This is a genomic window from Pseudorhodoplanes sp., from assembly GCF_035565855.1.
Classification (GTDB): domain Bacteria; phylum Pseudomonadota; class Alphaproteobacteria; order Rhizobiales; family Xanthobacteraceae; genus Pseudorhodoplanes.
Genome location: NZ_DATMRX010000380.1, coordinates 1 through 8,616, shown reverse-complemented (window position 1 = coordinate 8,616; position 8,616 = coordinate 1). Strand labels below are relative to the sequence as shown.

Sequence of the window (8,616 nt, the reverse complement as noted above, 5' to 3'; positions counted from 1 at the left end):
TGGTGCCGATGGATACGCCGGGCGTGAAGGTCATCCGGCCGCTCTCGGTGTTCGGTTACGACGATGCTCCGCACGGCCACGCCGAAGTGCGGTTCGAGAATGTGCGAGTACCCGTGTCCAACATCCTGCTCGGCGAGGGGCGCGGCTTTGAGATCGCGCAAGGCCGGCTCGGGCCGGGCCGCATTCATCACTGCATGCGCACCATCGGACTTGCCGAACGCGCACTCGAAACGCTTTGCCAGCGCGCAATGTCCCGCACGGCCTTCGGCAAGCCGCTGGCCGATCAGGGCGTCACCCGGCACTGGATCGCGGAATCGCGCATGGAGATCGACCAGGCACGGCTTCTCACGCTACATGCCGCGCAGATGATCGACGAGGTCGGCACCAAGGCGGCGCGCGCCGAGATCGCCATGATCAAGGTGGTCGCGCCCAACATGGCGCAGAAGGTGGTGGACCGCGCCATCCAGGTCTGCGGCGCGGGCGGGCTGTCTCAGGACTTTCACCTCGCCTATGCGTATGCCCGCGCGCGTTCAATCCGCATCCTTGACGGGCCGGACGAAGTGCACCGCGAAACCATTGCGAAGATGGAGCTGCGAAAGCACGCTGCCGGCGGCGGCAATCGAGGCTAGCCTTTCTCGTTATTCCGGGTCATCGTGACCGTGATGGACGCTCCCTCACCCGTAAAGAGCAAGCCGCCGGCGCGCCCCGCCGGCGAGCGCGACCCCGAGCGCACGCGCGCGGCGATCCTTGCCGCTGCCACCGAGGAATTCACCGCGCATGGACTGAATGGCGCGCGGGTCGACGAGATCGCGAAGCGGTCGGGCGTCAACAAGCGGATGATCTATTATTATTTCGGCGACAAGAATGGCCTCTATCTCGCCGTTCTCGAGGACATCTATGCCGACATTCGCAACGCCGAGATCAGGCTGCGTCTCACCGATCGCGATCCGGTCGATGCGATGCGCGAACTCGTGGCCTTCACCTGGAATTACTTCATCGAGCATCCGGAATTCCTGAGCCTGCTCGGCACGGAAAATCTGCACCGCGCAAAACATCTCAAGACGTCGAAGAAAATCCGCGAACTGCACTCGCCGCTGATCGGCATCATCACCGCGCTGCTGGCACGCGGGGTGAAGGCCAAGGTCTTCCGCGCGGAAGTCGATCCGGTCCAGCTCTACATCACCATCGCCTCGCTTGGATTTTTCTACCTGTCCAACCGCTTCACCCTGTCGACGATTTTCGGCCGCGACCTCGGCACGCCCGATGCGCTGGCGGAACGCGGCAAGCACATCGAAGAGGTGGTGCTGGGTTATCTGCGGCCTTAGCGTCGCCGTCCTTGCTCAGGGACGCGGGCGACGACATCGCCTGCACTGGCCCGTTTCACGGCCACGGCGCAAGCCGTTTTCCACTTGACGCTTTGCACCCTGCATGGTGCATTTGTAACCAGATGGTTACTTAGCGGAAAATCGAAGCTGTCCAGCTTCTCTGCGACAGGTTCGACCGCTAGCCTCGTTTAATAAGCGGCAAAAAAAGCCGAACCAAAGAGCGTTCAAGGGAGGAACGACAGATGCTGAGAGCAACGACCCTGCTTGCGTCGGCGATTCTGGCACTGACCGGCACCGCATCCGCGCAGAATTATCCGTGGAAGCCGGAACGCCCGATTACGATCATCGTGCCATGGGCTGCGGGCGGCTCGACCGATCAGGTGACGCGCGTTGCCGCGATCGAGATCGAAAAGGCGCTTGGCCAGAAAGTCGTCATCGTCAATCAGCCCGGCGCATCCGGCTCGATCGGAACCAAGGCCGCGCTGGAAGCGGCGAAGGACGGCTATACCTGGACCGCGGGTGCGGCCAAGGACATCGGCACCTATGCGGTGAGCGGCCTGCTCGACACCAAGTTGTCCGACTGGCGGCCCTATCTCAGCGTCGTCAACGTCTCGGTGCTCGGCGTCAATCCGAACACGTCCTACAAGACGGCGAAGGATCTCGTCGATGCGATGAAGGCAAAGCCGAACGGCGTGTCGGTCGCAACAGCCGGCATCAATTCGTCAGGTCATTCCGCGATCGAAGCTTTCACGCGCGCGCTGGGCCTCACCTACAAGCATGTGAGCTATGACGGCGGAAACCCGGCGGTGAACGCGACCGTTGCCGGCGAGACCGAAGCGACGACCCAGCTCGCGGTCGAACAGGCGGCGATGATCCGCGCCAAGCGCCTGCGTCCGCTCGCCGTTCTCTCCGACAAGCCGCTCGAGCTTGAAGGATATGGCACGATCCCGCCGGTGACGGCGTCGGTCCAGGGCTTCAAGCCGGACGCGAATTACTTCGGCATCTTCATCCACAAGGACGTGCCGGCCAATGTCCGCGAAACGATCGACACGATCTGGAAGAACGTGGTCGGCAATTCGGAGACGCTGAAGAAATATGCCGCCTCGAACGGCGCGCAATTCGCTCCGGTCTATGGCGATGAAGCGACCAAGGCGGCGATGCCGGCCATCCAGTCGACGGCCTGGCAGTTGCACGCGGCCGGCAAGTCCAAGGTGTCGCCGGATCAGGTCGGCATCGCGAAGCCGAACTAGCCTGCAACGTTACGTCCACAACCGGCATCCGGGTCGCGGCGCTCTGCCGTGCCCCGGCGTGACGAGGTGAGCTGAGTGGAAGACAAGAAGCCATCGCCCTTCGTTGACCTGATGTCCGGCGGCGTCTGGCTCGCGCTCGCCATCGCGATCGTCGTCATCAGCTGGAAGATGGATCGCCTCGCGCATCTGCAGGCCTCGATCTACACCGCCCCGGCGCTGGTGCCGGGATTGCTCGGCATTGCGATTGCAATCATGGGCGTGTTGCTGATCCTGCGGTCGGTGCGGGCCGGCGCACTGTCGCAGCCGCATATCGCCGTCGGCAGCATCCGCGATCATTGGCGTGTGCTGACGGCGCTCGCGCTGTGCTTCGTTTTCGCGATCGGACTGATCGGAAGCGGGATGCCGTTCTGGCTGGCCGCGGCTTTGTTCATCGCTGCCTTTGTCTTCGTCTTCCAGTTCGAAGATCGAAAGGCCGCGGGCACGCTCCTGCGCGGGGCAGGCCTTGCCGTCGTATTCGGCCTCGTTTGCGGCGGCGCCATCCATTACGTGTTCCAGGAGCTGTTCCTGGTCCGCCTGCCTTGAGCCGCCGATGTTTGATGGACTCCTGCTGTTCGGACATTCGATCGCGACTTTCGCGACGCCGACGACCATTGCCTACGCACTCGGCGCGTGCCTCGTCGGACTGATCATTGGAGCGCTGCCGGGCCTCACGGCGACCATGGGCGTCGCCCTGATGACGACGCTGACGATTGCGCTGCCGTCGAATGTCGCGCTGCTGATCCTGATCTGCACCTATGTCGGTGCGATCTATGGCGGCAGCCGCAGCGCCATCCTTCTCAACATTCCGGGCACGCCGGCCTCCGCCGCGTCCTGCCTCGACGGTTACGCGCTCGCGCGCCAGGGCCTGGCCGGCCGGGCGATGGGCATCGCCACGTCCGGATCGGTGCTCGGCACCTGGATCGGCATGATCGGGCTCGCGCTGTTCACGCCGGTGCTGGGCGAGATGGCGCTGAAATTCGGCGCCTACGAATTTTTCTGGCTCGCGCTGTTCGGCGTGGTGATCTCCGGCAACCTGACCGGCAACGACGCGCTGAAAGGCTGGATCGCAGGCTTCCTCGGCCTGTTCGTGGCGATGATCGGCCAGGAAGGCATGTATGCCTACGACCGCTTCACCTTCGGCATTCACGACCTTTCGGGCGGTATTTCGCTGATCCCCGCGCTGGTCGGTGCGTTCGGCTTCGCCGAGGTGCTGACGGTGATCAAGGAGCGGCCGCCGAAGATCATCATCAACGCATTCGACACCGTCATTCCCCGCATCCAGGACGTCACCCAATATTGGCGAACGATCATCCGCTCGGGACTGATCGGCACCGGGATTGGAATCGTGCCGGGCGTCGGCGAAGACGTCGCGGCCTGGAGCTCCTATGCCGCGGCGCGACGCGCCAGCAAGGAGAAGGACAAGTTCGGCAAGGGCTCGGTCGAAGGGCTGATGGCCGCGGAGACCGGCGACAATGCCTGCGTGCCGGGCGCCGTGATCCCGGTGCTGACGCTCGCCGTGCCAGGCTCGGCGCCCGCCGCCGTCCTGCTCGCGGCGATGCTGATCCATGGCGTGCAGCCCGGCCCGCTGATCATGGTCAACAACCCGCAATTCGTCTACGACGTGGTCACGATGATGCTGTTCGCCAGCATCGGCATCCTGATCTATGGCCTCACCCTGACGCAGCTGCTGGTGAAGATCCTGCAGGTGCCGCAGACAATGGTGATGCCCGTGGTCTTCGTGCTCTGCACGGTGGGCTCGTTTGCGATCGCCTCGCGCTTCTTCGACATCTATGTGATGCTCGCCTTCGGCGTGATCGGCTTCATCATGCGCCAGCTCAATTATCCGATGGCGCCGCTGGTGCTCGGCATCGTGCTGGGCGACCTCCTCGACAAGAACCTGCGGCGCGGGCTGACCCTGTCCGATGGCGACCTCGCGCCGTTCTTCACCCGCCCGATCAGCTTCGTCATGTTCTGCCTCGTGCTGGGCACGATCCTGATGAATATCCCGGCCTTCACGAATGCGGTCGCGCGGCTGTGGGCGACGGCCACCGCGCCCTTGCGCGGCAAGTCGAGCGACGCTTAGAAGCGCACCATGAAAATATCCCTCTGCAGCGAAGTGCTCGCCGACTACGACTTTCCGCGCCAATGCGAGTTGGCGAAGCAGATGGGCTATGACGGGCTCGAGATCGCGCCGCTGACGCTCTCGGCCGAGCCGCACCTTCTGTCCTCCGACCGGCGCAAGGAAATCCGGCGGATTGCCGAGGATGAAGGCGTGCCGGTGACCGGGCTGCATTACCTTCTCCGCGCGCCGGAAGGTCTGTCGATCACGGCGACCGATGCGAATGTCCGCGCGCGCACCGTCGATGTGATCCGCAGGCTGATCGCGCTTTGTCATGATCTCGGCGGCACCATCATCGTGCACGGCTCGCCGGCGCAACGGCGCCTCGAGCCTGGCCAGGAGACCGAAAGCTACCGCTGCGGCGTCGAATGCTGGGCCGCCATCGCCGGGGATGCGGAGGCGGCGGGCGTCACCTATTGCATCGAGCCGCTGCACCAGCCGGACGCGAATTTCGTCAACACCGTCGAAGAGGCGGCGACCATCGTCCGGCAGATCGGCAGCCCCGCGGTCCGCACCATGATCGACTGCTCGGCCGCCTCGATCTGGGAGAAGCAATCCGTTCCCGACCTCATCCGGCAATGGATGCCGAGCGGGCTGATTGCGCATATGCATTTCAACGACACGAACCGCCGCGGCCCGGGCGACGGCGCGCTGAAGATCGCGCCCATCGTCGCCGCTTTGCGCGAGACCGGCTATGCGGGAAATGCCAGCATCGAGCCATTCATCTACATCCCGGACGGGGCAACCTGCGCCGCACGCAATATCGGCTATATGCGCGGGGTGATGGAGTCGTTCGGTCATGCGCGGGCTTGACCCGCGCATCCATCATTGTTCGTAAAAGATGGATTGCCGGGTCAAGCCCGGCAATGACCAGGCGCGGTTGCGCGCGCCTTCGGCGGACACGCACCCTCCCGCTTTCAGGGATGAAGCCGCCCCACCGCCTCGAACAACGCCCGCACATCGCGCTCGGCAATCCCGCGCGTGATGAACACCAGACGTCCAGTATGATCGTCATCCGGCCACGCCTGCAATTCCGCCGGCGGATGCGCGAGATGCTGCACGAACTGCACGACCACCGGCCCGGTGCATCCCTCGACGGCCAGCAGTCCCTTGGCCCGCAGGATATCGCTTCCGCGCAGCGCGAGGAGCGTGTCCATCGCGCGCGCGACCACCGCCCAGGGCAAGGGCTCGGCAAAGGACAGCGAGAAGCTCGTAATCCCGTCGCTATGGACGGCTTCGCCGACCGTCTCCGCGAGGAATGCGGGATGGTTGCGCGATACGGTAAAGATCGCCGGATCGACCCGGCCTGCCGCAGCGGTCACGATCTCGGCGCGCGGATTGAGACTGCGCAAACGCGCCGTAAGCGCGCTGCTCGCCTCCGCGGTCGCAATATCGGTCTTCGACACGACGATGGTGTCCGCCAGCATCGCCTGCTGCCGCGCTTCCGGAAATTGATCGAGCGTTGACAGCCCGTTCACGGCGTCGGCCACCGCGATCACCGAATCGACGTGGCACTCGCCGCCGAGCGCACGGTCGGTCGCAAAGGTGCGCAGGATCGGACCTGGATCGGCGAGCCCCGACGTCTCGATCACGATGCGCTTGAAATGCGGGACAAGGCCACGCTCGCGATCGGTGATCAGCCTGCGGAGCGCGACCTGCAGGTCGGAACGCACATTGCAGCACAGGCAGCCATTGCCGAGCAGCACGGTTTCATCCGCGCTCGTGCGCAACAGCGCGTCATCTATACCGGCTGCGCCGAACTCGTTGACGACAATGGCGGTGCCATGGCCTTCCGCACTCTCGAGGAAATGCTTGACCAGCGTAGTCTTGCCGGCGCCGAGAAATCCGGTCACCACCGCCACCGGGATGCGTGCCCCGCGTTCGTGGAGCACGCGCCGGCCGAACGGGCCGGCGGCTCTGGACTGGAAGAGCTGTTGCATGTCAGCGCGTGTCCATTCCGCGCGTCCCCGCGAAAGCGGGGACCCAGAACCAAGGTTCACTGGATTCCCGCCTTCGCGGGAATGAGCGGCGTTTGTGGTTGCCTCTACGGCAACTAGAACTCCATCTCCAGGATGTACAGCCCGCCGACGTGCCGATCGACCGTATAAACGATGCCGCGCTCGTCGACGAACACATCATTGAGCTGGATGGTTCCGCGCGGGGCGAGCGGCGGCGCTTCCGGCACGAAGGTTGCGATCTCCTTCGGCTGATACGGATTGGAGATGTCGTAGGCGCGGACCCCGCCGTTGAAGAAGGTGCCGATCACCACCTGGTCCGAGAACCAGGCATGCGGCGACGGCACGTTCTCGTGGATGTTGTGAGCGCCAAATCGCCCTCCCCGCCCCTTGAAGGCGTCATAGGGCAAGGGGCAGGTTGAAATCGGCACCGGATTGGTTTCGTCGCGCGCATCGAGAATCCAGATCAGCTTCGGCCAGTCCGCGGCGTCGTCGACCACCGACTCGTCGGTCGTGACCAGCAGTCCGCGATCGAACAAAGGCAGGATGGTGTGGGTGAAGCCGTGATACGGGGGCGAGTTGTCCCAATGCGCGATCGGCGTCGGCCGCGACATGTCGGAGATGTCCATGATGAACATTCCGCCGTCGATATAGCCGAGATAGCAGCGATCCGGCCGCTGCGGATACACATTGGTGTTGTGCGCGCGGAAGCCCATGTCGGTCAGTGTCTTCGGATGGCGCACCGGCGGCGGCACATTGTCGCCTTCGCGCGTGCCCGGCATCCACCAGCGTCCGACCTCCTGGGGCTTCGAGGGATTGCGCACATCAAAGATCTGATAGCACTGGTCATCGAGCGGATGGGTCGGTGTGAAGTCGGCCGCGCCCGACGCCATGTGCACGTAATTCCCATCGCAGAACCAAAGCTGATGGACGCCGCGCGAATGCGGCCCGGAGCGGTCGACAAAGGCGATCGAGCGAGGATTCTCCGGCACCGAGATGTCGAACAGTTCGAAGCCCGCCGGCGTCTGTCCGACTTTCTGCACCTGATAGGCCACGGCCATGATGTCGCCGGTGATTTCCAGCGAGTTCGAGCGCATGTAGCCTTCCGGCAGATCGGTCTGCACGACGATCTTCGGATCGCGCGGATTGGTCACGTCGACCGCGGTGAAATTCTTCGGCGCGCTTTCGTGGGCGAGCCAGATGATACGGCGGCCGTCCTTGGCCACCTGCACCGCCATGCCCTCCCCCATCCCGCCAAAGCCCTCGAGTTCATGATGGCCGAGCGGCTTGAAATTCCAGGCGATAGAATCGGACGACTTGAGCGGACTTGCGACGGACATCACTCTCTCCAAAAAGCATTCCTGACGAGTTCATGGCCTGGGCTAGCGGTCCGGGGAACGGCGACGTTTCGCCCGGCCATGTCCCGGCCCTCCATCAAAGAGGGAAGATGGATGCGCGGGTCAAGCCCGCGCATGACGAATCCTCACGCGCCGGCGCGCGCCTTTTCCATAAACTCCGGACGCAGGACTTTCTTCCAGTCCGGGATGCCGGCGATGCGCTTCTCGCGCACCAGCACTTCGGCCTGCTGCTGCATGTAGGCGTTGAGGTCATTCGGGAAGCCGGGGCTCACATCGACCCGGCCCAGCGCCTTGCTGAAGGTCTCCGGCGCCATCTTGTAGCCTTTCGAGGTGAAGAACTCATGGATCACCTTCGACACCTTCGCAGGCTCTTCCTTGAATTCGCGGGCGACGTCCAGCCACCCCTTCAGGTAGGCGACCGCGACATCCGGATTCTTGTCGAGGAAGTCCGGCGTCGCTGCCATGAAGACCGGCATGCGATCGACGTTCGACAGATCGAGGATCGAAGTGCCGATGCCCTCCGCTTCCGCAATCGCGTTATAGGGTTCGATGTTGATCATGGCGTCCACG

General features: G+C 63.9%; 9 protein-coding genes. 6 read left to right on the top strand and 3 right to left on the bottom strand.

The features are described 5' to 3' along the window. From VN004_RS22295 to VN004_RS22270, 6 genes are all read left to right on the top strand, one after another. A partial coding sequence (locus tag VN004_RS22295; protein WP_325614484.1) for an acyl-CoA dehydrogenase family protein occupies positions 1 to 629 on the top strand: 629 nt, incomplete at its 5' end. 33 nt (positions 630 to 662) lie between these two features. After that, the gene (locus tag VN004_RS22290; RefSeq protein WP_325614481.1) at positions 663 to 1,325 is read left to right on the top strand and encodes a TetR/AcrR family transcriptional regulator; all 663 of its coding nucleotides are present in this window, start codon (positions 663 to 665) and stop codon (positions 1,323 to 1,325) included. 242 nt (positions 1,326 to 1,567) lie between these two features. After that, a complete protein-coding gene (locus VN004_RS22285) occupies positions 1,568 to 2,575 on the top strand; it encodes a tripartite tricarboxylate transporter substrate binding protein (RefSeq protein ID WP_325614478.1) in 1,008 nt (335 codons plus the stop codon). 75 nt (positions 2,576 to 2,650) lie between these two features. Further along, on the top strand, positions 2,651 to 3,157 hold the full coding sequence (locus VN004_RS22280) for a tripartite tricarboxylate transporter TctB family protein (RefSeq protein WP_325614476.1): 507 nt from the start codon (positions 2,651 to 2,653) through the stop codon (positions 3,155 to 3,157). A gap of 7 nt (positions 3,158 to 3,164) precedes the next feature. Beyond that, complete coding sequence (locus tag VN004_RS22275) at positions 3,165 to 4,697, top strand: tripartite tricarboxylate transporter permease (RefSeq protein ID WP_325614474.1); 1,533 nt, start codon at positions 3,165 to 3,167, stop codon at positions 4,695 to 4,697. A gap of 9 nt (positions 4,698 to 4,706) precedes the next feature. After that, positions 4,707 to 5,546, top strand: a complete 840-nt coding sequence (locus tag VN004_RS22270) for a sugar phosphate isomerase/epimerase family protein (RefSeq protein ID WP_325614472.1) — start codon at positions 4,707 to 4,709, stop codon at positions 5,544 to 5,546. Between the two features lie 104 nt (positions 5,547 to 5,650). On the opposite strand, the gene VN004_RS22265 is transcribed toward VN004_RS22270, so the two are convergent. From VN004_RS22265 to VN004_RS22255, 3 genes are all read right to left on the bottom strand, one after another. Continuing rightward, entirely contained in the window at positions 5,651 to 6,673 is a 1,023-nt protein-coding gene (locus tag VN004_RS22265) for a GTP-binding protein (protein WP_325614468.1), read from the bottom strand. 113 nt (positions 6,674 to 6,786) lie between these two features. After that, on the bottom strand, positions 6,787 to 8,028 hold the full coding sequence (locus VN004_RS22260) for a hypothetical protein (protein WP_325614466.1): 1,242 nt from the start codon (positions 8,026 to 8,028) through the stop codon (positions 6,787 to 6,789). A gap of 143 nt (positions 8,029 to 8,171) precedes the next feature. Further along, the coding region (locus tag VN004_RS22255; RefSeq protein WP_325614463.1) for a hypothetical protein at positions 8,172 to 8,616 on the bottom strand (445 nt) is incomplete at its 5' end.